The following is a 25,096-nucleotide window of genomic DNA, read 5'->3' as shown; positions in this document are numbered from 1 at the left end:
CACCGCTGTCCCGCGAAAAAGCGGCATGGATATTCAAGACCTTGCCCAACGGGTCACCGCCGGAGAGCGCCGTGCCCTTGCCCGCGCGATCACATTGGTTGAATCGGCCCGCGACGATCATCGCGCGGCGGCCACCACGCTGCTCGCCGCATTGCCGCAAGACCGTCAGGCGCTGCGCATTGGCCTGTCCGGCACGCCGGGGGTGGGCAAATCGACCTTTATCGAGAGCTTCGGCATGATGTTGACCGCGCAGGGGAAGCGCGTAGCGGTGCTTGCGGTCGATCCGTCATCATCCCGCTCTGGCGGGTCGATCCTGGGCGACAAAACCCGGATGGACCAGCTGAGCCGCGATCCAAATGCCTTTATCCGCCCGTCTCCAAGTCAGACCCACCTGGGCGGCGTGGCCCGCCGCACCCGCGAGGCCGTGCGCCTTTGTGAGGCGGCCGGCTTTGATGTGGTGTTGATCGAAACCGTGGGCGTCGGCCAATCCGAAACCGTTGTGGCGGAAATGTCTGATCTGTTCTTGTTGCTGCTGGCCCCGGCAGGCGGCGATGAATTGCAGGGCGTCAAGCGCGGCATCATGGAAATGGCCGATGTGATCTTGGTCAACAAGGCAGATGGCGATTTGAAAGCCGCCGCCACGCGCACCTGCGCCGATTATGCCGGCGCCCTGCGTCTGCTGCGCAAACGGCCGCAAGATCCCGATGGCTACCCCAAGGCGATGACCGTTTCGGCATTGCAGGAAAACGGACTGGGCGAGGCTTGGGAGGCGCTGGAAACGCTCACGGACTGGCGCCGCGCCAATGGGTTTTGGGACAGAACCCGTGCCGCCCAGGCGCGGTATTGGTTCAACGAAGATGTAAAACAGCGGCTCTTGGCACGATTGCAGGCGCCCGACGCGCAGGCCGCATTGGCCGATCTGGGGGATAAGGTTGCCGAAGGCGCGGTTGATCCGGCAGCAGCGGCGCAAGATTTTGTGGATCAGCTTGGCAGGGCGTAACCCGCTTTCGGCGCCTAACCCGCCTTGGGATGCGCCTTGTTGTAGACTTCCATCAAACGTGCGGTATCAACCGCTGTATAGGCCTGGGTTGTCGATAGGGACGCATGGCCCAGCAATTCCTGAATGGCCCGCAAATCGCCGCCCGCATCCAGCAGATGCGTGGCAAAGCTGTGGCGCATCGCATGCGGCGTTGCTGTGGCGGGCAGACCAAGCTGCATCCGCGCATCTGCCATCACCTGCGCAATTGCACGCGCCCCAAGTGCACCGCCTCTAATGCCCCGAAACAGCGGCGCATCGTCTGACTGCATATGCGGGCAGAGCCGCAAATACTCGGCCACCGCCGCCTGCGCGGCAGGCAACACCGGAACCACGCGTTCTTTGCCGCCCTTGCCAACGATCCGCAGCACGTCGGGCAGGGGCGCATCGGCACCGCGCAGACCCAAGGCCTCGGATATGCGCAAGCCGCAGCCCCATAGCAGGGTCAGCACTGCCACATCCCGCGCCGAGACCCAAGGCCGGTCTGACTGGATTTCGACGCAGTCGAGCAATGCCTTGGCCGCATCTACCGCCAAGGGGCGCGGCAGCTTTTTGGTGAACTTGGGCGACCGGGTGGACAAAACTGCCGTTGGCTCAAACCCTTCGCGTTCGGACAGCCAGCGATAGAAAGCCTTGACCGAGGACAGCTTGCGGGCCATCGACCTCGGGCCAACATCGCCTGCACGTGTCTGCGCCATCCAGCTGCGCATGTCGGATATGGTGATCTTGGACAAAGCCCCCAAACCTTGGGCGTCACCCTTGTGGACGGTCATAAAGGCGAGAAATTCGGCAACATCACCTTGATAGGCGGTCAGCGTGTTTTCCGCCGCGCCTTTGAGCGCCCTTTGCTGGGACAGCCAGTTTTGCAGGGCATCGCGTGCCGCTGGGCTGATCAGCCCGGGATGTTCGGATTTGGCAGGGCCGCTCAAGACAGCCAGCGGCGCATCGCACGCTCAAACACGCCGGTAAAGAAAGCCAAAAGATCGGTGCCCTGCTGCGGGCCGAACATATGTGGATCTTCTGCCCCAAAGACCAGCAAACCGGGCAAGCGGCCCTCGCCGAAGTCCAGTTTCAGGCAGGCCTCTGAGCGAATCCAGTCGGCCTTCTCGCCAAAGATCTCTTCTGATCCGTCCTGAACACCGCGCAAAGTCACCTGCCGGGGCGGTGTGCTGCGCCCGCGTGTCAGGTAATCGTCGATGAACCCCGGCTCGGCCACGCTGAGAACCTCGCCCAGCCGTTTGACCGCCGGGTCATTGTCATTCTGAACCGATTCCAGCACCAGTTTGACCGTATCCACCCGCAGGATTTCTGCAACTTCGCCGCCCAGATCGCGCAGGAAGGTCTCAAACTCGACCGGATCAAGCATCCGCAGGATCGCACGGTGGATCTGGTTGGTGCCCGCCAGATTTTCATAAGCGGCGGCAATCACACTGCGGTGGGTGTCTTCAAGCCGGTCCAGACGGCTTTCCAATCGTTCCATTGCGATGCCGCGCAGATCGACGATATTGCCGCCCATCGCCTTTTCATTGGCCGCGATCAGGGCCTGCATCACATCGCTGTCATCCAAAATAACATCGGGCTGTGTGATGATCGCCTCGCGCAGGGCGTCATCAATCTTGGGATTGCTGCTCATGGTCGTCTCTTTTTTATTTGCGCCCGTATAGCATGGTTGCAGAACAAAATCTGCCCCCGTCGCGTTCTTTTTTGCCTGCGCCTTGGCCCTGTGTCCAAAGGGAGTCATTTCGTCTCAAAACAAACCCGCCGCAGCGGCATGCGCAACGGCGGGTCAGCTCACCAAAGGCGGGCGTTTCTCAAAGGATGTTCTGGCCGGTCTTGGCCCAGTCTTTCATGAACTGGTCAAGGCCCTTGTCAGTCAGCATGTGGTTGGCCAGCTTCTTGATCACCTCTGGCGGCGCGGTCATCACATCAGCCCCGATCAAGGCGCAATCCTGCACGTGGTTCACCGACCGGATCGAAGCAGCAAGGATCTGGGTGTCAAAACCGTAGTTGTCATAGATCGTGCGAATGTCCTGGATCAGTTCCAGACCATCAAGATGGATGTCGTCCAGACGGCCAATGAAAGGGCTGATAAAGGTCGCGCCGGCCTTGGCCGCGAGCAACGCCTGATTGGCCGAGAAGCACAGGGTGACGTTGACCATCTTGCCTTCGCCGGACAGCACTTTACAGGCTTTCAACCCGTCCCATGTCAGGGGCAGTTTAACGGTGATATTGTCCGCAATTTCGGCCAGTTTGCGGCCCTCGGCGATCATTGCGTCCGCTTCCAGTGCGACCACTTCGGCGCTGACGGGGCCATCCACCAGATCACAGATCTCTTTGGTGACTTCCAGAATGTCGCGGCCTGATTTCAGGATCAGCGACGGGTTGGTGGTGACGCCATCCACCATGCCCAGATCGTTCAGTTCGGCAATGGCGTCGATTTCGGCGGTATCTACGAAAAATTTCATCTCAGTGTCCTTGCGCTTGAGGAAGGGAGCCTTGATCCTGCCTTTACCGCATGATCTGACCTGCTTAAACCCTGAAAACCCCTTTGTCTGATCGGAGCCCTTGGTGAGCACACCGGAATTTTATGACCATGGCGCCCTGGTCGCGGTGTTGACCACGCAGCCCTTGGGAAAGGCGCTGGATTACAAAGCGCCGGAGGGTGGCTGTTTTCTGGGTGCCTTTGTCGAGGTGCCGCTGGGTCCGCGCAAGGTTCTTGGTGTGGTTTGGGGGCCGGGGCAGGGTGATTATGATATCGCAAAGGTACGCCATGTGATCCGGGTGCTTGATGCGGCACCGATGCGCAGCGAGATGCGCGCGTTTCTGGCCCGTGCTGCAGCCTATACCCTGACCCCGATGCCCGCGATGCTGCGCCTTGCGACCCGTGCGCCGGGGCTGGGCGATCCACCCTCGATGCGCAAGATCTACCGGCGCGGCAGCGGCACGCCGCCGCGCATGACAGATGCCCGCAGCCGTGTTCTGGACACTCTCGAAGAATACGGCGATCTGGCCTTCACCCTCAAGGAACTGGCCGAAATGGCCGGGGTCACGCCTTCGGTGGTCAAGGGATTGGCGCAATCCGGCGCGGTGTTTGAAGAAGACAGCCCGCGCGATCTGCCTTTTCCGCGCCTTGACCCCGCTTTGCCGGGCAAGGAACTGACCGAAGATCAGGCCAAGGGGGCGCAGATGCTGGCCGAGGCCGTCCGATCAGAGACCTACGGCACAACATTGCTGCGCGGGGTGACAGGGTCAGGCAAGACCGAAGTTTATCTCGAAGCGGTGGCCGCCGCATTGCTGGCCGGCCGGCAGGCGCTGGTTCTGCTGCCGGAGATTGCCCTGACCGAACAATTCCTGCACCGTGTCGAGGAACGCTTTGGCGCAAAACCTGCCGAATGGCACTCCGGCGCGACCATGACCGAGCGGCGGCGGATCTGGCGGATGGTCGGGCAGGGGCAAGCGCAATTGGTGATCGGGGCACGCTCGGCACTGTTCCTGCCCTATCAGAACCTTGGCCTGATCGTCGTGGATGAAGAACACGACAGCTCCTACAAACAAGAGGAGGGTGTCCTATACAATGCCCGCGATATGGCCGTGCTGCGTGCCGCGATCTGCGGGGCGCAGGTGGTGCTGGCTTCGGCCACACCCAGCCTTGAGACATGGGCCAATGTCGAGGCGGGCAAATACCGGCGGCTTGATCTGACTTCTCGTTTTGGTCCGGCAGTGATGCCGACCATGGGCGCAATCGACATGCGCGGCGAAGCCTTGCCAAGCGACAAATGGGTGTCACCGAGCCTTCAAGCCGAAGTCAACAAACGGCTGGAGAAAGGTGAACAAGCGATGCTGTTCATCAACCGCCGCGGCTATGCGCCGATCACGCTCTGCCGGGCCTGCGGGCATCAGATCGGCTGCGATCATTGTGATGCGCGGATGGTGGAACACCGGTTTCTCAAGCGGCTGGTGTGTCACCAGTGCGGCGAAAGCAAACCCATGCCAGAGGCCTGCCCGTCCTGCGAAGCGGTGGACAAGCTGGCGCCGGTGGGGCCGGGGGTGGAACGGCTGGGCGAAGAGGCACTGGCGCTCTGGCCCGATGCCAGGGTGGCCACGCTCAGCTCTGACATGTACGGATCGGCGCGGGCGCTCAAGGCCGAGATTGCAGGCATCGCGGCGGGCGCGGCGGATATCATCATCGGCACGCAACTGGTGGCCAAGGGGCATAATTTTCCCAATCTCACGCTTGTCGGTGTGATCGACGCGGATCTGGGGCTCATGGGCTCTGACCTGCGCGCGGCAGAGCGGACCTTTCAACTGATGCGGCAGGTGGCGGGCCGTGCGGGCCGGGCCGAAGCGCCGGGCACGGCCCTTTTGCAAACGTACCAGCCGGAACATCCGGTGATCCGCGCCATTCTGGCCGGCGACGAAGAAGCCTTCTGGAGCGCCGAAGCGGGCGAGCGCAAACAAGCAGGCGTGCCGCCCTATGGCCGGATGGCCGGTATCATCCTCAGCGGGCCGGACGTGGCGCAGGTGTTTGATGCAGGCAATCTGTTGGCCCGCCAAGACGGCCCGCTCAGGGCCATTGGGGCGCAGGTCTTTGGCCCGGCCGCCGCCCCGATTGCGCGGGTGCGAGGGCGGCATCGGGTGCGATTGCTGGTCAAGGCGGATAAATCCGCGCCCCTGCAGGATGCTCTGGCCCGCTGGGTTGCACAGGTCCGGCTGAAGGGGGATTTGCGGCTGGCGGTGGATATCGATCCGCAAAGTTTCTACTAGATTACAATGCGGATGAGTTTTTTGGCCAATGAAGCAGGGAGGCTGTGCGTCCTTGCACGGATGTGCCCGTGTTTTGGGTCTCGTCAATTCTTGACGGTAGGCGTATTGAACCCCTATGGCACAGTATATCACCCTTCAAGACGCCAAGGCGCTCCCGTTCTGGCGGCGGCCCGTGGCGCTGCTCTTCCTGATGGCTTTGGCGATGCCCATCGCCTTCAACACCTGGTCGGCGCTGCTGAACAACTTTGTGATCGAGGTCGCGGATTTTGACGGCTCGGATATCGGGCTGTTGCACACGGTTCGGGAAATTCCGGGGTTTCTGGCGGTTGGTGTGATCGCCATTATCGTTTTTGTGCGCGAACAGGTGCTTGGGCTGGTGTCCCTGATCCTACTGGGCGTGGCGACCGCCGTGACGGCGTGGTTTCCCTCGATGGGCGGCATTCTGACGATCACCATGCTCAGCTCTATCGGGTTTCACTATTACGAGACCGTCAACCAGTCGTTGCAGTTGCAATGGCTCAAGATCGAAGACGCGCCGCGCATGTTGGGATGGCTGATGGCGGCGGGATCTCTGGCCACTTTGGTTGCCTATCTGGCGATCATGGCGCTCTGGGAGACGCTGAATCTGACCTACAACATCGTCTATCTGATCGGCGGCGGTGTCACCGTTTTGATCGCGGTGTTTGCAATGCTCGCCTATCCACAGTTCGAAGCCCCGACCGTGCAGATCAAGAAAATGGTCCTGCGCCGCCGGTACTGGCTCTACTACGCGCTGCAGTTCATGTCGGGCGCGCGGCGGCAGATCTTTGTGGTTTTTGCCGGCTTCATGATGGTCGAACGGTTCGGGTTCGAAGTGCATGAGATCACCACGCTTTATCTGATCAACCTCATTGCCAATATGATCTTTGCCCCGCTGATGGGCCGCGCCGTGGGTTACTTTGGCGAACGCAAGGCGCTGGGCTTTGAATACATCGGGCTGATTTTGGTGTTTCTGAGCTATGGAGGTGTCTATTATCTCGGCTGGGGCGTGATGGTGGCTGCGACGCTATATGTGCTGGACCACATGTTCTTTGCCCTCGCGCTGGCGCTCAAAACCTATTTTCAGAAAATCGCCGATCCGGCGGATATTGCACCCACGGCGGCAGTGGCCTTTACCATCAATCACATCGCGGCGGTGTTTCTGCCCGTGGGGCTGGGTCTTTTGTGGCTGCTCTCACCCGCTTTGGTCTTTTTGTTGGCGGCAGCCATGGCGGCGGTTTCGTTGATGCTGGCGATGTTGATCCCGCGCCATCCCGAACCGGGGCATGAGACGATATTCTCGCGCCCGCTGGCGCAGGCGGCGGAGTAATCCATGTCCGAAGGGCGCTTCCTGACCGGCGGCACGATGGGCCATGTGGTGAGGATGACGGCCACCGGTGCGATGGGCATCACCTTTGTCTTTCTGGTGGATGCTGCGAACCTTTTGTGGATTTCGCAACTGGGTGATCCGCAACTGGTCGCTGCCATTGGATTTGCCTATGCGGTGCAGTTCTTTTCGGTCTCGATCATTGTCGGCCTGATGATTGCGGCCACCGCCGTGATTTCGCGGTCTATCGGTGAGGGGCGGCGCGATCAGGCGCGGCGGCAGGCCGGGGCTGGTATCGCGATTGCCGTTGCCGTGATGGCACTGGTCGTGGCGGTGATTGTTGGGTTTCGGCATCACCTTGTGGCCCTTGCGGGGGCCGAAGGAGAAACGGCGCGACTGGCGGCGCGTTATCTGGCCATGACGGTGCCTTCCCTGCTGCCCATGGCGGTCTCGCTGATCTGCTCGGGGGCGCTGCGGGCCGAAGGGTTCGGCGCCAAGGCGATGTATATCACCCTGTATTCGGGACTGGTGCTGCTGGTGCTTGATCCGATTTTGATATTCTGGCTGGAGTGGGGGCTGGATGGCGCGGCCGTCGGATTGGTGCTGTTCCGGTTCAGCCTGATGGGACTTGGCCTTTTCTACGCGGTGCATCAATGCGGGTTGGTGGACCGGCCACGCCTGCGGACGCTGCGCAATATATCGGCGCCATTCATCGCGGTGGCAATTCCGGCTGTGGCGACGCAGATGTCGACACCTGTGGGAAATTATATCCTGACCATTGTGATGGCGCAGTTTGGCGATGATGCAGTGGCGGCTTGGGCCGTGGTGGGGCGACTGACGGTGGTGGTCTTTGGCGGCATTTTTGCGCTGTCCGGCGCCATTGGCGGTATCTTTGGACAGAACTATGGCGCAGGCCAAATGGACCGGGTGCGCCGCACCTATCGGGACGCGCTGCTGTTTTGCCTCGGCTATACATTGGTGGCCTGGGCCTTGCTTTATGCCGCGACGCCGCTGGTCTTGCGGATCTTTGCTCTGGACGGGCAGGGGGCCGAAGTGTTGCGGGCCTTTACCTTTGTCGGGGTGGGCGGGTTTGTCTTTATCGGAGCGCTGTTCGTCTCCAACGCGGCCTTCAACAATCTGGGCAAGCCGGGGCGATCCACTTTGTTGAACTGGGTCAAGGATGGGGCGCTGAGCTGGCCCGCGGCGGCGGGGCTTGCTGCGCTTTTTGGTGCGCCGGGCGTGATCTATGGTCAGGCACTGGCGGGAGGCGTTATGGGGCTGGTCGCGGCCATCTGGGGCTGGATCTATGTGGCGAGGCTGGACCGGGCCGCACCTCTGGCCCTTGACCCCGCGCATCCACGGCCCTACCCGAACCCCGACAGACATCGGAGAAGATAATGACCACATTCACTGCGCTCACCACTTTGACGGGCCGCGATCAGGCCTATGCCCTTGGCGATGCGATGGAGCGGCTGGAGCCCGAGCCAACAGGCGTCGGCGTCTTCGAGATGGAAGACGGATCGGGCCTGTGGGAAGTGGGCGGTTACTTCGAAGAGGCACCAGATGAAACGGCGCTGACGCTGCTGGCCACGGCGATGGGCGCAAAGCCCTTTGTCGTGTCGGAACTGCCCGAAACCGATTGGGTGGCCCATGTGCGCCGCGAACTGGCCCCTGTCGAGGCAGGCCGGTTTTTTGTTTATGGCAGCCATGACGCCGATAAGGTGCCTGAGGGCAGCGCGCCACTGTTGATCGAGGCCGCGATGGCCTTTGGCACCGGCCACCATGGCACGACTCTCGGTTGCCTGCGGGCGCTGGACCGTCTGGCCAACGCGGGCTTTCATGGACAAAACGTGGCCGACATCGGCTGCGGCACGGCGGTTCTGGCGATGGCAGCGGCGCGGATCTGGCCGGAAACGGTGCTGGCCAGCGATATCGACGAGGTCGCGGTGGATGTCGCTCGGGCCAATGTGGTGGCCAATGGCCTTGAGGGGCGGGTGACCTGTGTTGAGGCGGCTGGTTTTGATCATCCTGATCTGGCAGCGGCAGCACCGTTTGACCTGGTCTTTGCCAATATCCTCAAAGGGCCGCTTGTCGCATTGGCCCCGGACATGGCGCAGGCGCTGCAACCGGGCGGCTATGCGATTCTCTCGGGGATTCTGAATGAACAGGCGGATGAGGTGATCGAGGTTTATGCACGATCCGGCATCAATCTGGTCCATCGCGAAAGCATTGTTGACTGGACGACACTAACCTTGCGGATTGGCCATTAACTTTCGGCTATTTTAGGTCTTATTCTCGCGATTTGCCCTGTTTTCGCCACATTTCATGACTAATACTTTCTTAACAGCGGTGGGGGCCGACTGTTGAGAGAGACTGTCATGGTAGAAACGCATGATCACTTCGTGAACCGGCTGGAAATGCTGGGTGAGAAACACGCTAAAATGACGCGTGGGTATGGCACTAAGATCAGTACCAGCGGTTTGATTGTAATTGAGCCGAAAGAGGAACGCCGCAATTGGGCGTTTCCGGTCAAGCTGGTGATGATGGCTTTGCTTGGCTTTTTGGGCTTCAAGGTATTTATGCTGGCGGCTGTCGGTCCTGAGACCTACAACGCGCGTCTTGCCACGCTGGAGAACGGCACCATCATCGAAAAAGCAGGCGCATTTGCCCTGTCCGTTGATCCGGTGACTGCAACACTGGCAGAAAAAGCTGTGACCAAGCTGAAGTAATCTGGAACGGCCCCTGCGATGGGGCCGCAACCCTCCACACGAAAAAGCCGCGCTTCTGTCGATCAGAAGCGCGGCTTTTCGTTCTAGGACGTGGTGCGGCGCTGGGCAGCGCCGCGTTCCGCCTTAGCGGATGATGTTGGACTGTGCGACGTAGTCGATGTCCCCGCGAACCAGACCGATGTCTTCCAGCTCACGGTTGGACAGAGATGCCAGTGCAGCGCGTGTCACGCGTGCGTCGTTCCATGCAACAACGGAGGCGACGATGCCTGCGAAGAATGCGGCGATTGAGGAAACGGCTGTCGCGGAGCCGTATGCGGTGCGGGATGTGTCGAAAGATGCCATGTTAGCCGTCCTTTATGTCTAATCGTTGGGCCGGTTTCCCCGGCGGTGTGAGGGGCAGATAGGCCTAAGTCCGGGATTGCACAACAGATGGAAACGCATGTGTGACCTGCGTTTTTTGCATAGGTCAGGATTGTGGTTAAGCTACCGTTAAGTAAGGCAAAATCATGGCTTGGTATTGTCGTTTTTGACCTCGAATTTGGCGATAACGACCGATGCGGCCCGAAAGCGACAATCGGGGTGTCGCAATCGGATGATTTGTCGAAATGCTTGGCGGATGTTCGCGTTTCGTGCTAGTGCATCAAAAAAGCAACAAAATTGAACGAGGCGGGCAGATGATCAGGGTTATTGGCATTGATCCGGGGTTGCGAAACACCGGCTGGGGCGTGATCGACGTGGCGGGCAGCCGCATTTCGCATGTCGCGAACGGAATCTGTTGCTCAGAAGGGGATGATCTGGCGACTCGTTTATTGTCTCTGCATGGGCAATTGACCCGTGTTTTGGCCACCTACCGCCCCGAGGCAGCGGCGGTAGAGCAAACATTCGTGAACAAGGACGGGGCTGGCACGCTCAAACTGGGGCAGGCGCGGGGCATCGCGATGCTGGTTCCGGCGCAGGCCGGATTGGTTGTGGGCGAATATGCGCCCAACAAGGTCAAGAAAACCGTTGTGGGTGTTGGTCATGCCGACAAGGGCCAGATCGCGCATATGGTGCGAATGCAATTGCCGGGGGTTGAAATCGCCGGACCGGATGCCGCCGATGCCCTTGCCATCGCCATCTGCCATGCCCATCACGGCGCCGCGAGCACACTGGCGGCTGCAATCGCAAAGGCAAGCGCATGATTGGCAAAATCTCGGGCCGCATCGAATACCGTACCACGGATCATGTTCTGATCGACGTGCGCGGTGTTGGCTATCTGGTATATTGTTCCGAGCGCACTTTGGCCGCTTTGCCCGGCGCGGGGCAGGTCGCCGCGCTTTATACCGATTTGCTGGTGCGCGAAGACGTGCTGCAACTCTTTGGCTTTCAGACCCTGGTTGAAAAGGAATGGCACCGGCTGTTGACCTCTGTGCAAGGGGTCGGGGCAAAGGCATCGCTGGCGATCCTGGGCACGCTTGGCCCGGATGGGGTCAGCCGGGCCATTGCGCTTGGGGATTGGAACGCGGTTAAGGCGGCCAAAGGTGTTGGCCCCAAGATTGCGCAGCGCGTCGTGCTGGATCTCAAAGACAAGGCGCCCAGCGTGATGGCGATGGGCGGCACCATGGCGCAGGCCCAAGGCGAAAGCGCGGCAGACTTTGACGTGATCGAACCGGTATCGCCGGCCTCCGCACCAATGACACCGCCGAATGCCTCTGCGCAGGCCGAGGCGATGTCGGCGCTGGCCAACCTCGGGTATGCCCCCGGCGATGCAGCAGGGGCCGTGGCCCAGGCCGCCGGAGAACAAGAAGGCGCGGACACTCCCACATTGATCCGTGCGGCGTTGAAACTTCTGGCCCCCAAAGGGTAGAGTGCAGACAACGGCCCCGGCGCCGGTCCTGCTTGGATAAATGATGACAGAAATAGACCCCACTGTTCGCCCCGAGGCGCTGCCGGAAGACTTTGACCGGGCTTTGCGTCCACAAATGCTGGACGAATTTGTCGGGCAGGCAGAGGCACGGGCAAACCTCAAGGTGTTTATCCAATCCGCCCGCCAACGCGGCGAGGCGATGGACCACACCCTGTTTCACGGCCCCCCCGGCCTTGGCAAAACAACGCTGGCACAGATCATGGCGCGTGAATTGGGTGTTGGCTTTCGCATGACCTCTGGCCCTGTTCTGGCCAAGGCCGGGGATCTGGCCGCGATACTGACCAACCTTGAGGCCCGCGATGTGCTGTTCATCGACGAAATTCACCGGCTCAACCCGGCCGTCGAAGAGGTGCTTTACCCCGCGCTTGAAGATTTTGAGCTGGATCTGGTGATCGGCGAAGGGCCCGCCGCCCGCACGGTGCGGATCGAACTGCAGCCCTTCACGCTGGTGGGGGCAACCACCCGTATGGGGCTTTTGACCACGCCGCTGCGTGACCGTTTCGGCATTCCCACACGGCTCCAGTTCTACACCGAGGACGAGCTGTTCGTCATCGTGGACCGCAACGCCCGCAAGCTGGGTGCCCCCGCTGATGAGGGCGGCGCCCGCGAGATCGCCAAACGCGCCCGCGGCACCCCGCGCATCGCGGGCCGTCTGCTGCGCCGGGTGGTCGATTTTGCCGTGGTCGAAGGCGACGGACGCGTGACCCGCGCATTGGCTGATATGGCCCTGACGCGGTTGGGGGTGGATCATCTGGGCCTTGATGGCGCGGACCGGCGCTATTTGCGCTTGATTGCCGAGAATTACCAAGGCGGACCAGTGGGTATTGAGACCATGTCAGCCGCCTTGTCCGAAAGCCGCGATGCCCTGGAAGAGGTGATCGAACCCTTCTTGTTGCAACAAGGGTTGATCCAGCGCACCCCGCGCGGACGGATGCTGGCGCAAAAAGCCTGGACCCATCTGGGGATGACACCGCCAAAATCGCAAAGCGATCTGTTTGGATGACAGGACAGAATTGAGTTTTTTGAAGGCCAAATGAAGATGGATGCAGCGCAGATCGAAACCCTGTTCACCCGCAGTGATGGCAGCTTTGCCTTTGCCCGCTGGGGGCGGCCGGTGTGCCCGATTGTATTTGGAGTTGATGACGCCACGCTGGCGGTTGTGAAGGGTGCGATTGAGGCGACCTGTCAATTGGCGGGCCACGACATGGGAGAGATGGACGCCGAATTGGGCAGCAATCTGATGATGTTCTTTTTCTCGGACTGGGCCGAATTGATCGAGGTGCCGGGCATGGACCGTCTGGTGCCGGATCTGGATCAGATGGTTGGGCGGCTGCAGGCCGCAGATGCCAATCAATACCGGTTCTTCCGCTTTGATGAGGCGGGCGCGATCAAGGCCTGTTTCGTGTTTCTGCGCATGGACCACCATCTGGCCGATGTACCGGCGCAGACCCTCGCGCTCAGCCAGATCGTGCAATCCATGCTGCTATGGTCGGATGAGGCGTTTCAGGACCAAAGTCCGCTGGCCATCGCGGCGGACACCACGGTGCTGCGCCCCGATGTGGCGGCACTGATCCGCGCCGCTTATGATCCGGTTTTGCCCCATACGGCGCAAGACCCCTCACATGCGCTGCGGCTGGCCGCGCGGGTTGGAGCAGTGCAATGAGCCACAGTTTTCCTGTGCGGGTGTTCTACGAGGACACCGATATGGCGGGCATCGTCTATTACGCCAACTATCTGCGTTATATTGAGCGGGCCCGATCCGACATTGTCGAGCAGATGGGCGTCGACCAACGCAGCATGCGCGATGAGGATCTTGTGTTCGTGATCACACGAGTTGAGGCGGACTATCTTGGCTCTGGCCGCTTTGGCGACCGGCTTGAGGTGCGCACCAGCCATCACGGCAAAGGCGCGACGCGCTGGATCTTTGATCAGGAGGTGCTGCGGGGGGACGAGGTGATTTTTCGCGCCAAGGTTACGGCGGTCTGCATGACCACCGCCGGAAAACCGACCCGTTTGCCAGCAAAACTCCGCTCAATGCTGGCCGATCCGGCGGAATAAGGCCGTTGCACTAGCTTTCACTCTTGCACTTCGCTAGATTCAGGCGAAATGGAGCCTTGAAAACAGGGCCCTTGAGGCAGCACGCCGTGTAAACGGCACAAATATGAGCGGGAAAAATGGAAGCAGAAACGCTGGCATTGGCGCAGGAGATTGATTTCTCCATGTGGGGTCTGTTTGCACGGGCCACGCTGACGGTGAAACTTGTGATGATCATGCTGATCATCGCTTCGTTCTGGTCTTGGTCGATCATCATCCAGAAATTGATCCAATATCGCAGCGCTCGAAGCGAGGCCGCGCGGTTTGATCGGGCGTTCTGGTCGGGGGAGCCGCTGGATGGATTGTTTGACACCATTGGCGCAGATCCCGATGGCCCGTCGGAGAAGATTTTTGCGGCAGGCATGTCGGAATGGCGCCGTTCGCACCGCGATGATGGCGGGTTGATCCCCGGTGCCACGGCCCGCATTGACCGCAGCATGGATGTGGCCATCGCCAAGGAGGCCGAGCGCCTGCAAAAAGGCCTGACGGTGCTGGCAACAGTCGGGTCATCCGCGCCTTTCATCGGTCTTTTCGGCACGGTGATCGGCATCATGAACGCCTTTATCGAAATCGCGGAACAACAAAACACCAATCTCGCCGTGGTGGCACCGGGCATTGCCGAGGCACTTTTGGCGACGGGTCTTGGTCTGCTTGCCGCGATTCCGGCGGTTATTTTCTACAACAAGCTTTCGGCAGACAGTGACCGGGTGCTGGGCACACATGAGGCCTTTGCCGATGAATTTGCCACGATCCTGTCACGCCAGTTGGACAGCTGACCGATGGGCGCAGGTGTAGTCAAAAAGCAAGGCGGGGGCGGACGCGGCCGCAGGCGTGGCCGGGTTCAGCCGATGTCAGAGATCAACGTGACGCCCTTCGTGGATGTCATGCTGGTGCTTTTGATCATCTTCATGGTTGCTGCCCCCTTGCTGACGGTTGGGGTGCCGGTTGAACTGCCCAAGACGGCCGCAGGCGCATTGCCTGCCGATCAGGAAGAGCCGCTGACCGTGACCATCACCGCCGAGGGCGCCGTTCAGATCCAGACCACACAGGTGGAACGGGCCGCGCTTGTCACGCGACTGCGGGCCATCGCGGCAGAGCGCACCAGCGACCGCGTGTTCCTGCGGGCGGATGGCAAGGTGCCTTATAGCGCCGTGATGGAGATCATGGGCGCACTGAATGCAGGCGGGTTTTCCAACATTGGTTTGGTGACGGACATTGGCGGTCCGGCGCTGGACGGCGACGTTGCATCGGGGAACTAGGCGGTGCATGCCGGGCATTATATCTCTGGCGCAGGCCACATTGGCCTGATTGGCTGGTTGCTTTTGGGTGGTGTGTTCCAGTCAGAGCCTTTGCCGTTTGAAATGACTGAGGTCTCGGTGATCACCGGCGCGGAATTTGAGGCAATGCTGGCCGCCCGGCAAGCGCCGGATGCGCCAACAGAGGTGGCCCAACCTGCCGCACCCGAGGTGACACCAGACGCGCCCGAGATCGCGGCAACGCCGGATCAGGCGATTGAGCAGCCCAAACCCATTCCAACGGAAACGCCGCCCGCCGATCCGGCCCCCGAGGTGACAGAGCAAGCCGCCCTTCCACCCGAGGCCGAAGTCTCAGACACCCCGCCGGAACTGGATCAACCCAGCGGCGATGTGGCCGTGATCATCCCGGAACTGGCCCCGCGTTCCGTGCCGCGCCCTGTGCCACGTGTCGCGCCCGAACCGGTGGCACAACCCGCACCGGAGGCGGCGCCTGATCCGGTTGCGCAAGAGGCCGTGACGCCAGAGCCTGCTGCCGAAGCGCCGCCCGAGGAGCCGCAAGAGGCAACCGCGCCGGAAGAGGCGACAACAGAAATTGTGACTGAAGCGACCCAGGCGCCCAAAGCCTCGCCGCGCCCGCCGGGAAGACGGCCTGCTGCGCCCAAGCCGCAGGTGGCGGCCGCCAAGCCCGAGCCGGAAAGCGGCAGCAGCGAAGACGCCGACGCCGCCGCGATTGCAGCAGCGGTTGCCGCTGCGCAAGCGCCTGCAGAAACCCCCAAACCCGCCGCGCCCAGCGGTCCGCCCTTGACCGCAGGTGAAAAGGAAGACCTGCGCGTTGCTGTCAGCAGCTGTTGGAACGTGGGTTCGCTGTCTACCGCCGCCTTGCAGACGACCGTGGTCGTCAGTGTCGAAATGGCGCAGAACGGCAAACCGATTGTCGGTTCGATCCGTATGGAGGGCAGCTCCGGCGGGACGGCGGCCTCGGCCAAGCAGGCCTTTGAGGCAGCCCGCCGCGCGATCATCCGATGCGGGTCGAAAGGATATGATCTGCCGGCAGACAAGTACGGCCAGTGGCAAAGCATTGAGATGACCTTCAATCCCGAAAAGATGCGGGTCAAATGATGGGAAATCTGTATCTCGTTGCAGCGGCGTTCCGCCATGGTGTCATTGCGGGCAAACTTCCCCTCGAAAACCGCCGCATTTGGCGGAATAGTAAGATCACGTTCAATCCCGAAAGGATGCGTATCAGATGAGTGTCAGGTTTACGTTGAAATGTCTTGCCGCGGCTGTGGCGATCTTTGGATTTCAGGCCGGCGGGGCATTGGCCCAGCAGGGGCCGTTGCGTATTGAAATCACCGAGGGTGTGATTGAACCCTTGCCCTTTGCAGTGCCCAGCTTTCAACCAGAAAGCGCCGAGGCCGGACAGATGGCCAATGACCTGGCGCGCGTGGTCTCAGATGACCTGACCGGCACAGGGTTGTTCCGGGAAATTCCCGCCTCTGCGTTTATCTCGACAGTCAGCGATTTCAACGCGCCGGTGCAATATGCCGATTGGAAGGCAATCAACGCGCAGGCCTTGGTCACAGGCGCGGTGAACGTGCAAGGCAACAGTTTGACCGTCAAGTTCCGCCTTTATGATGTGTTCTCAGGCGCCGAGTTGGGCAGCGGATTGCAGTTTTCCGGCACAACCGAGGGCTGGCGGCGCATGGCACATAAGGTGGCCGATGCGGTTTACAGCCGGATCACCGGCGAAGGCGGCTATTTTGACAGCCGCGTGGTCTTTGTATCCGAGACCGGCCCGAAAGATGCCCGCAAGAAACGCCTCGCGGTGATGGATTATGACGGCGCGAATGTGCAGTATCTCACGGACAGCGGTTCCATCGTGCTGGCACCGCGGTTCTCACCCACGGGCGACCGGGTGCTTTATACATCTTACGAAACCGGCTTTCCCCGCATCTATGTACTGGATGTCGGCTCGGTGCAGCGGCGCGTTCTGGAAAGTGCCGACGGCACCATGAGCTTTGCACCCCGGTTTTCCCCATCGGGGCAAACGGTGGTGTTTTCGATCTCGCAGGGCGGCAACACTGACATCTACAGCATGGACATTGCCAGTGGCCAATCCGTGCGCCTGACCAACACACCGGCCATTGAGACCGCGCCCAGCTATTCGCCAGACGGCGGGCGCATCGTGTTCGAAAGCGACCGGTCCGGCACGCAGCAGCTTTATATCATGCCCGCGACCGGCGGCGAGGCGACGCGCATTTCTTTTGGCGAGGGGCGTTATGGTACGCCGGTCTGGTCACCGCGTGGTGACCTGATCGCCTTTACCAAACAGAACAAAGGCCGTTTCCATATCGGCGTCATGCGCACCGATGGCTCCGAAGAGCGGCTTTTGACGGCATCTTTCCTCGATGAGGGGCCGACATGGGCACCCAACGGTCGGGTGTTGATGTTTGCCCGTGAGACTCAAGGGGCAAGCGGTTCATCGACGCTCTATTCGGTGGATGTCTCTGGCCGCAATCTGCGTCCGGTGCGCACACCCGAAGGCGGGTCCGACCCATCGTGGTCCCCCCTGCAAAAGTGATCGGCCCGGTGCGGGAAAAAATTTCAATGCCCGCGCGGCCTGTGTTAAACATCAATCAAACAACAAAAACGCCACCCATGAGAGGCAGACCATGAAACGCATTACGACAAGCACGATCCTGATCGCAACCTTGGCCGTGTCGGCCTGTACCAATCCGGGCCGTTTTGGCGGTGAGGATGGCACCTATGTCGGCTCCGCCGCGCCTGTGAATACCGGCATTGTGCCGGGCAGTGCCAATGATCCGGCTTCAACGGCCTATTTCCAGCAGGCCATCGGCGACCGGGTGCTGTTCGAGGTGGACCAGTCCAACCTGACGGCCACGGGCCGCGCCACCTTGGACGGCCAAGCCACGTGGCTTTTGACCAACAGCGACTATCAGGCGGTGATCGAAGGCCATGCCGATGAACAAGGCACGCGGGAGTATAACCTCGCGCTTGGCGAACGCCGCGCCAATGCGGCCCGCGAATATCTGGTGTCCAAGGGCGTGCCAGCATCCCGTCTGCGGGTTGTCAGCTACGGCAAAGAACGGCCGATCGAGGTGTGTTCGAACGAGGCCTGCTATGCCAAGAACCGCCGTGCGGTTACAGTGCTTGCTGGTGGTTTGATTAGCTAACCGAAGGGAAGAACATGACAGTGGCAATTCTACGCGGTGCGATCTTCGGGCTTTTGCTCTGCCCTGCGGTGGCAATGGCCCAGGATGATCAGACACTGGCCGATGTGCGCCAGGAACTGAACATACTGTTTGTCGAGGTGCAAAAGCTCAAGCGGGAGCTGTCAACAACGGGCGGCGCGTCGGTCAATGCTGCCGGCGTGAGCGTGCTGGAACGTGTCGGCGCGATGGAAAGCGAATTGCAGCGCCTGACTTCCAAAACCGAAGAGCTGGAGAACCGCATCAACCGCATTGTTGCCGATGGCACCAACCGGATCGGCGATCTGGAATTCCGCTTGGTTGAGCTTGAAGGGGGCGATCTGTCCGCATTGGGTGAGACAACCACCTTGGGCGGCGACACACAAACCTCTGTATCGGCGCCGATCACCGCGCCCTCAACGCCCACAGATCAGGCATCGCTTGCCATTGGCGAAGCGGATGATTTCAAGCGGGCGCAGGAGGTGCTCGCCTCCGGTGACTTTCGCACCGCCGCAGACCTCTTTGCGACCTTCAATCAGACCTATCCGGGCGGACCACTAGCCGCAGAGGCCGAACTGCGCCGCGGCGAGGCACTGACCGCGCTGGGCGACACCCGCGAGGCTGCCCGCGCATTCCTCGCCAGTTTTAGCACCGAACCCGAAGGGCCAATGGCCCCGCATTCCCTTTATGAGCTTGGCAGTGCCCTCGCGGATCTTGGCCAAACCCAGGAGGCCTGCGTGACACTCAGTGAAATTGGTGTGCGTTTCCCCAACAGCCCCATGGTGGCCCAAGCCGAACAGCGTCGGCAGACCATCGGCTGTTCCTGAGCGGATGTTCACACGCCTGACACAGCAGGTTTCGGATGCGTTCCTTCCACATCCCCCTGCGGTGACAGGCGTTGCAGTGTCAGGCGGCGGCGATTCCGTTGCGCTTTTGCACCTGATGCATGGATTTTCCACATTGCACGGCACCAAAGTGCGCGCCGTTACGGTCAATCACGGCCTGCGCCCCGAGGCCGAAGCCGAGGCAAAATCAGTCGCCGATTTTTGTGAGCGCCACGGCATTGCCCATGACACCCTGTATTGGAAGGGTTGGGACGGCACCGGCAATCTGCAAAACGAAGCCCGCAAGGCGCGGTATGAGCTGATTGCGGGTTGGACAAAACAACATGAGATTTCGACAGTTGCGCTGGGCCATACCGCGGATGATCAGGCCGAAACGCTGCTCATGCGGCTGGCGCGGCGGGCCGGGGTGGATGGCCTTTCGGGTATGGCGCCACGTATCACCCGCCACAGCGTCATTTGGGTGCGGCCGCTTTTGCGGGCCAGCCGGACGGATCTGCGTGACTACCTGCTGCACCAAAATATCAAATGGATCGACGACCCAAGCAACGAAGATGCCACATTTGAACGGGTTCGCATGCGCGAGGCGCTCAAGCTATTGGAACCTTTGGGCATTGACGCCCAAGGGCTATCGCAAGTGGCTGGTCAGATGGCCGAGGCGCGTAAGGCGCTGAACTGGCAAAGCTTTCTCGTGGCGCGGGATATCGTGACGATTGATGCAGGGGCGGTGGTCATCGAGGAACGGCAGCTGCGGGTGCAACCTGATGAGATCCAGCGCCGCCTGATTGTTCAAGCGCTCAACTGGATCAGCGGAGAGGACTACCCGGCGCGGCGCGGCGCGGTCAGCGCGTTGATGAGCGCAATGCGCAAAGGGCAGGCGGGAACGGCGGATGGATGCCAGTTGCGCCGTGTGGGCGGCGAGATCTGGATCTTCAGAGAATACAAGCCCGCCAGTGCGATCACCACCCCGGTTCAAGATCTTTGGGACGGTCGTTGGACGCTGGCAAATGACGATGCCGCACAAAATATCGACGGGTTGCATATCGGGGTGCTGGGCGATCACGGGCTGGCCCAATGCCCCAATTGGCGCGAAACGGGCCGCCCGCACCCGGTCCTGTTGTCAACGCCTGCGGTCTGGCGCGGCAATGAACTTGTCGCGGCCCCTCTTGCTGGCTACGGCCAAAACTGGCATGCGGAGGTCGACGGCGGCGCAGAGTCCTTCTACGGCGCATTATTATCGCATTGAACATGAGCGCATCATCTCTATCTTAGTATGGTGTCCGCGCCATTTCGGTGTGACCTGGGGGTTCGCGCATCCGCGCAACCCGAAGAAATTGGGAGAATGTCCTTGGGCAACGTGCGTAATCTCGCCTTCTGGGTTGTTTTGCTTTTGCTGGTTTTGGCGCTGTTCAATCTGTTCAGCGGATCCAGCGGAAATTTGCAAAGCAATGAGATCACTTATTCAGAGTTTGTAAAATCCGTTCAAAACGGTGAGGTGCGTCAGGTGACGCTGGATGGCGAGCAAGTCCGCTTCCGCAAGTCGGACGGTGCAGAATACGTCGCGATTAAACCGGAAGATGCTGAAATCACAACGCTTTTGATTGACAACGAGGTGCCGGTCAAAGCCACGCCTCAGGAACAATCAGGCTTCCAGACCTTCTTGATGTCGCTCTTGCCGATAGTGCTGCTGATTGGTGTGTGGATTTATTTCATGAACCGGATGCAGGGCGGTGGAAAAGGCGGGGCCATGGGCTTTGGCAAATCCAAGGCCAAGATGCTGACCGAAAAGCATGGGCGCGTCACGTTTGACGATGTCGCTGGCATTGATGAAGCCAAGGAAGAGCTTGAAGAGATTGTGGAATTCCTGCGCAACCCGCAGAAATTCTCTCGCCTCGGTGGCAAGATCCCCAAGGGCGCCTTGCTTGAAGGCCCTCCCGGTACTGGTAAGACTTTGCTGGCCCGTGCCATTGCGGGTGAGGCGGGCGTGCCATTCTTCACCATCTCGGGGTCCGATTTTGTCGAGATGTTCGTCGGCGTTGGCGCGTCGCGTGTGCGCGATATGTTTGAACAGGCGAAAAAGAACGCGCCTTGTATTGTGTTCATCGACGAAATTGACGCCGTGGGTCGCCATCGTGGTGCCGGTTATGGCGGCGGCAATGACGAACGCGAACAGACCTTGAACCAGCTCTTGGTAGAGATGGACGGTTTTGAAGCGAATGAAGGTGTCATCATCATCGCCGCGACCAACCGTAAGGATGTTCTGGACCCTGCATTGCTGCGTCCGGGCCGGTTTGACCGTCAGGTGACGGTGGGCAATCCAGACATCAAAGGCCGCGAAAAGATCCTTGGCGTGCACGCCCGCAAAACACCGCTTGGCCCTGATGTGGATCTGCGCATCATTGCCCGTGGCACGCCCGGCTTTTCCGGTGCCGATCTGGCCAACCTTGTGAACGAGGCGGCACTGACCGCCGCGCGACTGGGGCGCCGGTTTGTTGCAATGATGGATTTTGAATCCGCGAAAGACAAAATCATGATGGGCGCGGAACGCCGGTCGATGGTGCTGACGCAGGATCAAAAGGAAAAAACCGCGTATCACGAGGCAGGCCATGCCATCGTCGGCATCAAGCTGCCGAAATGTGATCCGGTGTATAAGGCCACGATCATTCCGCGCGGTGGCGCTTTGGGCATGGTGATGAGCCTGCCAGAAATGGACAAGCTGCAGATGTTCAAGGATGAAGCCGAGGAACGCATTGCCATGACCATGGCGGGCAAGGCGGCTGAAATCTTCAAATACGGCGCTGACTCTGTATCGTCCGGCCCTGTGGGCGACATCATGCAAGCCAGCCAGCTGGCCCGTGCAATGGTCATGCGTTACGGCATGTCCGACAAGGTCGGCAACATCGATTACCAGGAAGCTGCGGCTGGATATCAGGCCAACGGAGGCGCGGGCGGGTTCTCTGTCTCGGCGGCGACGAAGGAACTGATCGAAAGCGAAGTGAAGCGGATCATCGATGAGGGCTATGAACTGGCTTACAAGCTGATCAGCGAAAACAGCGAAGAATTCGAGCGTCTTGCGCAAGGCCTGCTGGAATACGAAACCCTGACCGGCGAAGAGATCAAGCGCGTGATGGCTGGACAGCCGCCCGCCGAAGATCCCGATGACGACAATTCGGACGAAGGCAACGCACCCAGCGTGACGGCCATTCCAAAGGCCAAGGGCAAAGGCAAGAAATCACCGCCCTCCGGCGGGATGGAGCCAGAACCCTCGGTCTGATCTGGCCAGGCCATCACGAGGCCCGATCATTCTGAAACAAGAAATTATAGACCCTGCTTCGGTGGGGTCTTTTCTTTTGGCGAGGGTTTCAGCAAGGTGCGCCGCATGAATTGACCCTGCGGCAGTTCGCCGCCGTCCACGGGGCCGGTTTGAAAATTTCGAGGAACACCATGCCAGAATTAATACCAACTGATCATTACGCCCGCATCACCTGGATGGGCACAGTGCCTAAGGATCGGCCGAATATCCGGTCACAACCGATTGACACCGCTTTTGCCAGCTATGCCGGCATTGCAGGGGACTACCACGAAGGGCTGACCCGTGCCTCCTGTGTGCGTGTCACGTCGCAGCACCCCAAAGGCACCGAGATCCGCAATGTGCGGCAGCTTTCCATTCTGTCCGCGGAAGAGCTGGATATCATCGCCAAGGAAATTGGTCTTGAGGCGATCAACCCGATCCATCTGGGCGCGTCGCTCGTGGTTGAGGGGATTGATGATTTCACCCACCTGCCGCCCAACTCCCGCCTGCAAGCCGAGAATGGCGCGACCATCGTGGTGGATATGCAAAACGGCCCCTGCAACTATCCCGCCCGCGAGATTGAGAACGATCACCCCGGTCACGGCAAAGGATTCTTGCCCGCCGCACGGGGCCGCCGGGGCGTCTGCGCCTGGATCGAACGGGAAGGGCAGTTATCGATTGGGGACGTTTTGCGTTTGCACATCCCCGGACAGCGGGCATGGGCCCACAAATAAGCGCGGGGCGTTTCCAAAAAGAAACGCCTGATCGGCTCATCGCCGCAACGAGAGGCGGATATGTCGGAAATGCGACCTCCGACACCGCCCGCATCCCTGTAAGACAGGGCAAAGAAAACGCCAGTTTGGCAAAAGGGGATTCCTAATGGCTTTCAAGACCGACATTCAAATTGCACGAGAAGCGTCCAAACGCCCGATTCAGGAAATCGGCGCGAAGCTGGGCATCTCCTCTGACGATCTGCTGCCCTATGGCCACGACAAAGCCAAAGTCAGCCAGCAGTTCATCAACTCTGTACAAGACCGCAAAGATGGCAAATTGATCCTTGTCACCGCGATCAACCCGACACCAGCGGGCGAAGGTAAAACCACAACGACCGTCGGTCTGGGCGATGGCCTGAACCGCATCGGCAAAAAAGCCGCCGTTTGTATCCGCGAAGCATCGCTTGGACCAAACTTCGGCATGAAGGGTGGCGCCGCAGGCGGCGGCTACGCGCAGATCGTTCCAATGGAAGAAATGAACCTGCACTTCACAGGCGACTTCCACGCGATCACATCCGCGCACTCCCTGCTGTCCGCGATGATCGACAACCACATCTACTGGGGCAACGACCTTGAAATCGACACACGCCGCGTTGTGTGGCGCCGCGTAGTGGACATGAACGACCGCGCCCTGCGCCAGATCACCACGTCCTTGGGCGGTGTTGCCAACGGCTTCCCCCGTGAGGCGGGCTTTGACATCACTGTAGCGTCCGAGGTTATGGCGATCCTTTGCCTGGCGAAAAACCTCGAAGATTTGCAGAAACGTCTGGGCGACATGATCGTGGCCTATCGCCGCGACAAATCCCCCGTCTTTGCGCGCGATATCAAGGCGCACGGCGCGATGACTGTTTTGCTGAAAGATGCAATGCAGCCGAACATCGTACAAACCCTTGAGAACAACCCAGCGTTTGTCCACGGCGGCCCGTTCGCCAACATCGCACACGGCTGTAACTCTGTCATCGCGACAACCACCGCGCTGAAACTGGCCGATTATGTTGTGACCGAGGCGGGCTTTGGGGCCGATCTGGGTGCGGAAAAGTTCCTGAACATCAAATGCCGCAAGGCCGGCCTCGCGCCATCTGCTGTTGTTGTCGTCGCCACCGTGCGCGCGATGAAAATGAACGGCGGCGTGGCCAAGGCCGACTTGGGCAGCGAAAACGTAGATGCGGTCAAGAACGGCTGTGCCAACCTGGGCCGTCACATCGAGAACATGAAATCCTTTGGTGTGCCTGTGGTTGTTGCGATCAACCACTTTGTCACCGACACCGACGCCGAAGTGCAGGCGGTAAAGGATTACGTGGCCTCCCAAGGGTCCGAAGCGGTTCTGTCCCGTCACTGGGAACTGGGCTCCGAAGGCTCTGCCGATCTGGCGACCAAAGTTGTCGAGACCATCGAAGCCAACGAAAGCAACTTTGCCCCGATCTATCCTGATGACATGTCTCTGGCGGACAAGATCAACACGATTGCAACCAAGATCTACCGTGCCGACAGCGCCCAGATGGACCAGAAGATCCTCAACCAGCTGAAGGAATGGGAAGATCAGGGTTATGGCAACCTGCCGGTTTGTATGGCCAAGACGCAGTACAGCTTTACCACGGATCCGAACGAGCGCGGTGCGCCAACAGGGTTCGACATCCCTGTGCGTGAAGTGCGTCTGAGCGCGGGTGCCGGCTTTGTCGTCGCCATCTGCGGTGAGATCATGACCATGCCGGGCCTGCCCCGGGTGCCCTCCGCCGAAAGCATCGGTCTGAACGATGCAGGCGAAGTCGAAGGCCTGTTCTAAACAACACAAGGGGGGCAAATTGCCCCCCTTATCCATTCCACCCTGCTTGGTCGTATTTTCGCGCCAG

25 protein-coding genes are annotated in these 25,096 nt (G+C 60.3%); 21 read left to right on the top strand and 4 right to left on the bottom strand.

All coding sequences use genetic code 11. From position 1 onward, the window contains the following. The first annotated feature begins 25 nt into the window (after positions 1–25). Positions 26–1,000, top strand: a complete 975-nt coding sequence (meaB, locus tag K3754_RS14135) for a methylmalonyl Co-A mutase-associated GTPase MeaB (protein WP_259938126.1) — start codon at positions 26–28, stop codon at positions 998–1,000. A 14-nt stretch (positions 1,001–1,014) separates the two neighbouring features. Here meaB and K3754_RS14130 read toward each other — a convergent pair whose 3' ends face one another. The 3 genes from K3754_RS14130 to fsa form a co-directional block, all read right to left on the bottom strand. After that, positions 1,015–1,965 carry a tyrosine recombinase XerC gene (locus tag K3754_RS14130; protein WP_259938123.1) on the bottom strand — a complete coding sequence of 317 codons (951 nt, stop codon included), beginning with the start codon at positions 1,963–1,965 and terminating at the stop codon, positions 1,015–1,017. Beyond that, positions 1,962–2,669, bottom strand: a complete 708-nt coding sequence (locus K3754_RS14125; protein ID WP_259938121.1) for a DUF484 family protein — start codon at positions 2,667–2,669, stop codon at positions 1,962–1,964. The genes K3754_RS14130 and K3754_RS14125 overlap by 4 nt, the downstream gene beginning before the upstream one ends. 178 nt (positions 2,670–2,847) lie before the next feature. Continuing rightward, positions 2,848–3,501 carry a fructose-6-phosphate aldolase gene (fsa, locus tag K3754_RS14120; RefSeq protein WP_203210490.1) on the bottom strand — a complete coding sequence of 218 codons (654 nt, stop codon included), beginning with the start codon at positions 3,499–3,501 and terminating at the stop codon, positions 2,848–2,850. A gap of 103 nt (positions 3,502–3,604) precedes the next feature. Between fsa and K3754_RS14115 the strand changes: the two genes are divergently transcribed. The 5 genes from K3754_RS14115 (at position 3,605) to K3754_RS14095 (ending at position 9,874) form a co-directional block, all read left to right on the top strand. Then, a complete protein-coding gene (locus K3754_RS14115) occupies positions 3,605–5,800 on the top strand; it encodes a primosomal protein N' (RefSeq protein ID WP_259938119.1) in 2,196 nt (731 codons plus the stop codon). Between the two features lie 115 nt (positions 5,801–5,915). Continuing rightward, positions 5,916–7,148, top strand: coding sequence for an MFS transporter (locus K3754_RS14110; RefSeq protein WP_259938118.1), 1,233 nt, complete (start codon positions 5,916–5,918; stop codon positions 7,146–7,148). 3 nt (positions 7,149–7,151) lie between these two features. Then, positions 7,152–8,543, top strand: coding sequence for an MATE family efflux transporter (locus tag K3754_RS14105; RefSeq protein ID WP_259938116.1), 1,392 nt, complete (start codon positions 7,152–7,154; stop codon positions 8,541–8,543). Next, on the top strand, positions 8,543–9,415 hold the full coding sequence (locus tag K3754_RS14100) for a 50S ribosomal protein L11 methyltransferase (RefSeq protein WP_259938114.1): 873 nt from the start codon (positions 8,543–8,545) through the stop codon (positions 9,413–9,415). Before K3754_RS14105 ends, K3754_RS14100 begins: the two co-directional genes overlap by 1 nt. Positions 9,416–9,547: 132 nt before the next feature. After that, a complete protein-coding gene (locus K3754_RS14095) occupies positions 9,548–9,874 on the top strand; it encodes a hypothetical protein (RefSeq protein WP_203210494.1) in 327 nt (108 codons plus the stop codon). A gap of 123 nt (positions 9,875–9,997) precedes the next feature. Here the strand turns inward: K3754_RS14095 and K3754_RS14090 are convergent, their stop codons facing one another. Continuing rightward, positions 9,998–10,216 carry a DUF1127 domain-containing protein gene (locus K3754_RS14090; RefSeq protein WP_203210495.1) on the bottom strand — a complete coding sequence of 73 codons (219 nt, stop codon included), beginning with the start codon at positions 10,214–10,216 and terminating at the stop codon, positions 9,998–10,000. A 335-nt stretch (positions 10,217–10,551) separates the two neighbouring features. Between K3754_RS14090 and ruvC the strand changes: the two genes are divergently transcribed. The 15 genes from ruvC to K3754_RS14015 all read left to right on the top strand — a co-directional run bounded on the left by ruvC (position 10,552) and on the right by K3754_RS14015 (position 25,029). After that, positions 10,552–11,055 (top strand): crossover junction endodeoxyribonuclease RuvC, encoded by a 504-nt coding sequence (ruvC, locus tag K3754_RS14085; RefSeq protein ID WP_174233520.1) that lies wholly within the window; start codon positions 10,552–10,554, stop codon positions 11,053–11,055. Further along, positions 11,052–11,720: a Holliday junction branch migration protein RuvA gene (gene ruvA / locus K3754_RS14080; RefSeq protein ID WP_259938112.1), complete on the top strand. Its 669-nt coding sequence runs from the start codon at positions 11,052–11,054 to the stop codon at positions 11,718–11,720. The genes ruvC and ruvA overlap by 4 nt, the downstream gene beginning before the upstream one ends. Before the next feature lie 43 nt (positions 11,721–11,763). Continuing rightward, positions 11,764–12,783, top strand: a complete 1,020-nt coding sequence (ruvB, locus tag K3754_RS14075; protein ID WP_037910064.1) for a Holliday junction branch migration DNA helicase RuvB — start codon at positions 11,764–11,766, stop codon at positions 12,781–12,783. Between the two features lie 30 nt (positions 12,784–12,813). Further along, positions 12,814–13,443, top strand: a complete 630-nt coding sequence (locus tag K3754_RS14070; protein WP_409202357.1) for a hypothetical protein — start codon at positions 12,814–12,816, stop codon at positions 13,441–13,443. Continuing rightward, positions 13,440–13,838 carry a YbgC/FadM family acyl-CoA thioesterase gene (locus K3754_RS14065; RefSeq protein ID WP_203210497.1) on the top strand — a complete coding sequence of 133 codons (399 nt, stop codon included), beginning with the start codon at positions 13,440–13,442 and terminating at the stop codon, positions 13,836–13,838. The genes K3754_RS14070 and K3754_RS14065 overlap by 4 nt, the downstream gene beginning before the upstream one ends. 116 nt (positions 13,839–13,954) lie before the next feature. Continuing rightward, a complete protein-coding gene (gene tolQ / locus K3754_RS14060) occupies positions 13,955–14,650 on the top strand; it encodes a protein TolQ (protein ID WP_203210498.1) in 696 nt (231 codons plus the stop codon). 3 nt (positions 14,651–14,653) lie between these two features. Then, positions 14,654–15,133 (top strand): protein TolR, encoded by a 480-nt coding sequence (gene tolR, locus K3754_RS14055; RefSeq protein ID WP_203210499.1) that lies wholly within the window; start codon positions 14,654–14,656, stop codon positions 15,131–15,133. 3 nt (positions 15,134–15,136) lie between these two features. Continuing rightward, positions 15,137–16,249 (top strand): energy transducer TonB, encoded by a 1,113-nt coding sequence (locus K3754_RS14050; protein WP_259938110.1) that lies wholly within the window; start codon positions 15,137–15,139, stop codon positions 16,247–16,249. A gap of 127 nt (positions 16,250–16,376) precedes the next feature. After that, positions 16,377–17,711 (top strand): Tol-Pal system beta propeller repeat protein TolB, encoded by a 1,335-nt coding sequence (gene tolB, locus K3754_RS14045; RefSeq protein WP_203210501.1) that lies wholly within the window; start codon positions 16,377–16,379, stop codon positions 17,709–17,711. A gap of 91 nt (positions 17,712–17,802) precedes the next feature. Next, positions 17,803–18,324: a peptidoglycan-associated lipoprotein Pal gene (gene pal, locus K3754_RS14040; RefSeq protein WP_259938109.1), complete on the top strand. Its 522-nt coding sequence runs from the start codon at positions 17,803–17,805 to the stop codon at positions 18,322–18,324. Between the two features lie 14 nt (positions 18,325–18,338). Continuing rightward, positions 18,339–19,166, top strand: coding sequence for a tol-pal system protein YbgF (ybgF, locus tag K3754_RS14035; protein WP_259938107.1), 828 nt, complete (start codon positions 18,339–18,341; stop codon positions 19,164–19,166). Positions 19,167–19,170: 4 nt separating this feature from the next. Continuing rightward, positions 19,171–20,427 carry a tRNA lysidine(34) synthetase TilS gene (tilS, locus tag K3754_RS14030; protein ID WP_259938105.1) on the top strand — a complete coding sequence of 419 codons (1,257 nt, stop codon included), beginning with the start codon at positions 19,171–19,173 and terminating at the stop codon, positions 20,425–20,427. Between the two features lie 102 nt (positions 20,428–20,529). Beyond that, positions 20,530–22,455 (top strand): ATP-dependent zinc metalloprotease FtsH, encoded by a 1,926-nt coding sequence (gene ftsH / locus K3754_RS14025; protein ID WP_311201492.1) that lies wholly within the window; start codon positions 20,530–20,532, stop codon positions 22,453–22,455. Between the two features lie 170 nt (positions 22,456–22,625). Further along, positions 22,626–23,207, top strand: coding sequence for an MOSC domain-containing protein (locus K3754_RS14020; protein ID WP_203210506.1), 582 nt, complete (start codon positions 22,626–22,628; stop codon positions 23,205–23,207). Between the two features lie 145 nt (positions 23,208–23,352). Then, entirely contained in the window at positions 23,353–25,029 is a 1,677-nt protein-coding gene (locus K3754_RS14015) for a formate--tetrahydrofolate ligase (protein WP_259938103.1), read from the top strand. Positions 25,030–25,096 lie beyond the last annotated feature (67 nt).

This window comes from Sulfitobacter sp. M368 (assembly GCF_025141875.1).
GTDB lineage: Bacteria > Pseudomonadota > Alphaproteobacteria > Rhodobacterales > Rhodobacteraceae > Sulfitobacter > Sulfitobacter mediterraneus_A.
Note: the sequence above shows the minus strand (reverse complement) of the source record. Positions and strands in the feature narration are given on the sequence as shown.

Excerpts from the sequence above, each read along its gene's own strand:
- tolQ (WP_203210498.1), top strand. The coding sequence starts at position 13,955 with ATGGAAGCAGAAACGCTGGCATTGGCGCAGGAGATTGATTTCTCCATG.
- K3754_RS14105 (WP_259938116.1), top strand. The coding sequence starts at position 7,152 with ATGTCCGAAGGGCGCTTCCTGACCGGCGGCACGATGGGCCATGTGGTG.
- meaB (WP_259938126.1), top strand. The coding sequence starts at position 26 with ATGGATATTCAAGACCTTGCCCAACGGGTCACCGCCGGAGAGCGCCGT.
- K3754_RS14015 (WP_259938103.1), top strand. The coding sequence starts at position 23,353 with ATGGCTTTCAAGACCGACATTCAAATTGCACGAGAAGCGTCCAAACGC.
- fsa (WP_203210490.1), bottom strand. The coding sequence starts at position 3,501 with ATGAAATTTTTCGTAGATACCGCCGAAATCGACGCCATTGCCGAACTG.
- ruvB (WP_037910064.1), top strand. The coding sequence starts at position 11,764 with ATGACAGAAATAGACCCCACTGTTCGCCCCGAGGCGCTGCCGGAAGAC.
- K3754_RS14125 (WP_259938121.1), bottom strand. The coding sequence starts at position 2,669 with ATGAGCAGCAATCCCAAGATTGATGACGCCCTGCGCGAGGCGATCATC.
- K3754_RS14065 (WP_203210497.1), top strand. The coding sequence starts at position 13,440 with ATGAGCCACAGTTTTCCTGTGCGGGTGTTCTACGAGGACACCGATATG.
- ybgF (WP_259938107.1), top strand. The coding sequence starts at position 18,339 with ATGACAGTGGCAATTCTACGCGGTGCGATCTTCGGGCTTTTGCTCTGC.
- ruvA (WP_259938112.1), top strand. The coding sequence starts at position 11,052 with ATGATTGGCAAAATCTCGGGCCGCATCGAATACCGTACCACGGATCAT.
- pal (WP_259938109.1), top strand. The coding sequence starts at position 17,803 with ATGAAACGCATTACGACAAGCACGATCCTGATCGCAACCTTGGCCGTG.
- K3754_RS14020 (WP_203210506.1), top strand. The coding sequence starts at position 22,626 with ATGCCAGAATTAATACCAACTGATCATTACGCCCGCATCACCTGGATG.
- tolR (WP_203210499.1), top strand. The coding sequence starts at position 14,654 with ATGGGCGCAGGTGTAGTCAAAAAGCAAGGCGGGGGCGGACGCGGCCGC.
- K3754_RS14070 (WP_409202357.1), top strand. The coding sequence starts at position 12,814 with ATGAAGATGGATGCAGCGCAGATCGAAACCCTGTTCACCCGCAGTGAT.
- tolB (WP_203210501.1), top strand. The coding sequence starts at position 16,377 with ATGAGTGTCAGGTTTACGTTGAAATGTCTTGCCGCGGCTGTGGCGATC.
- K3754_RS14100 (WP_259938114.1), top strand. The coding sequence starts at position 8,543 with ATGACCACATTCACTGCGCTCACCACTTTGACGGGCCGCGATCAGGCC.
- tilS (WP_259938105.1), top strand. The coding sequence starts at position 19,171 with ATGTTCACACGCCTGACACAGCAGGTTTCGGATGCGTTCCTTCCACAT.
- K3754_RS14090 (WP_203210495.1), bottom strand. The coding sequence starts at position 10,216 with ATGGCATCTTTCGACACATCCCGCACCGCATACGGCTCCGCGACAGCC.
- K3754_RS14110 (WP_259938118.1), top strand. The coding sequence starts at position 5,916 with ATGGCACAGTATATCACCCTTCAAGACGCCAAGGCGCTCCCGTTCTGG.